This is a genomic window from Halostella sp. PRR32 (assembly GCF_034808085.1).
Classification (GTDB): Archaea; Halobacteriota; Halobacteria; order Halobacteriales; family Natronoarchaeaceae; genus Halostella; species Halostella pelagica.
Map to the genome: position 1 here is coordinate 1 of NZ_JAXHGL010000029.1, position 429 is coordinate 429.

Consider the following 429-nt stretch of genomic DNA (forward strand, 5'->3'; position numbering starts at 1 on the left):
GCGAGGTCGTCGGGGAGCGCGTCGCGGATGCCGGCCTCGTGACGGCCGCCGTGCGCGCGCTGGGCGAGCACGCCGGCGACGTCGACGTCTTCGCCCGCGCCGGCGTGCTCGGCGTACCGCCGGAAGCCGAGTGCGGTCGCGGCGACGCTCTCCATCCCGGCCTTCGCGTCGACGACGAGGACGACGGGGAGGTCGAGCGCGCTGGCGACGGCGGCGGTGCTCGAGCAGTCGCCGTCGTAGAGCCCCATCACGCCCTCGACGACGCAGACGTCGCCGTCGCCGCGATGGTAGTTCCGGCGGAGGCCGTCGTCGCCCTGGAGCCACGCGTCGAGCGTCCGCGACGGCCGTTCGGCGACCTGCGCGTGGTGACTCGGGTCGACGAAGTCGGGGCCGGCCTTCGCGGGCTGGACGGTCGCGCCGTCGCGCTGG

1 pseudogene is annotated in these 429 nt (G+C 76.2%); it reads right to left on the reverse strand.

The annotated features are described in order from the left end of the window. Positions 1 to 429 (reverse strand): annotated as a pseudogene (locus SM753_RS20255) (cobyrinic acid a,c-diamide synthase); the annotation flags it as partial.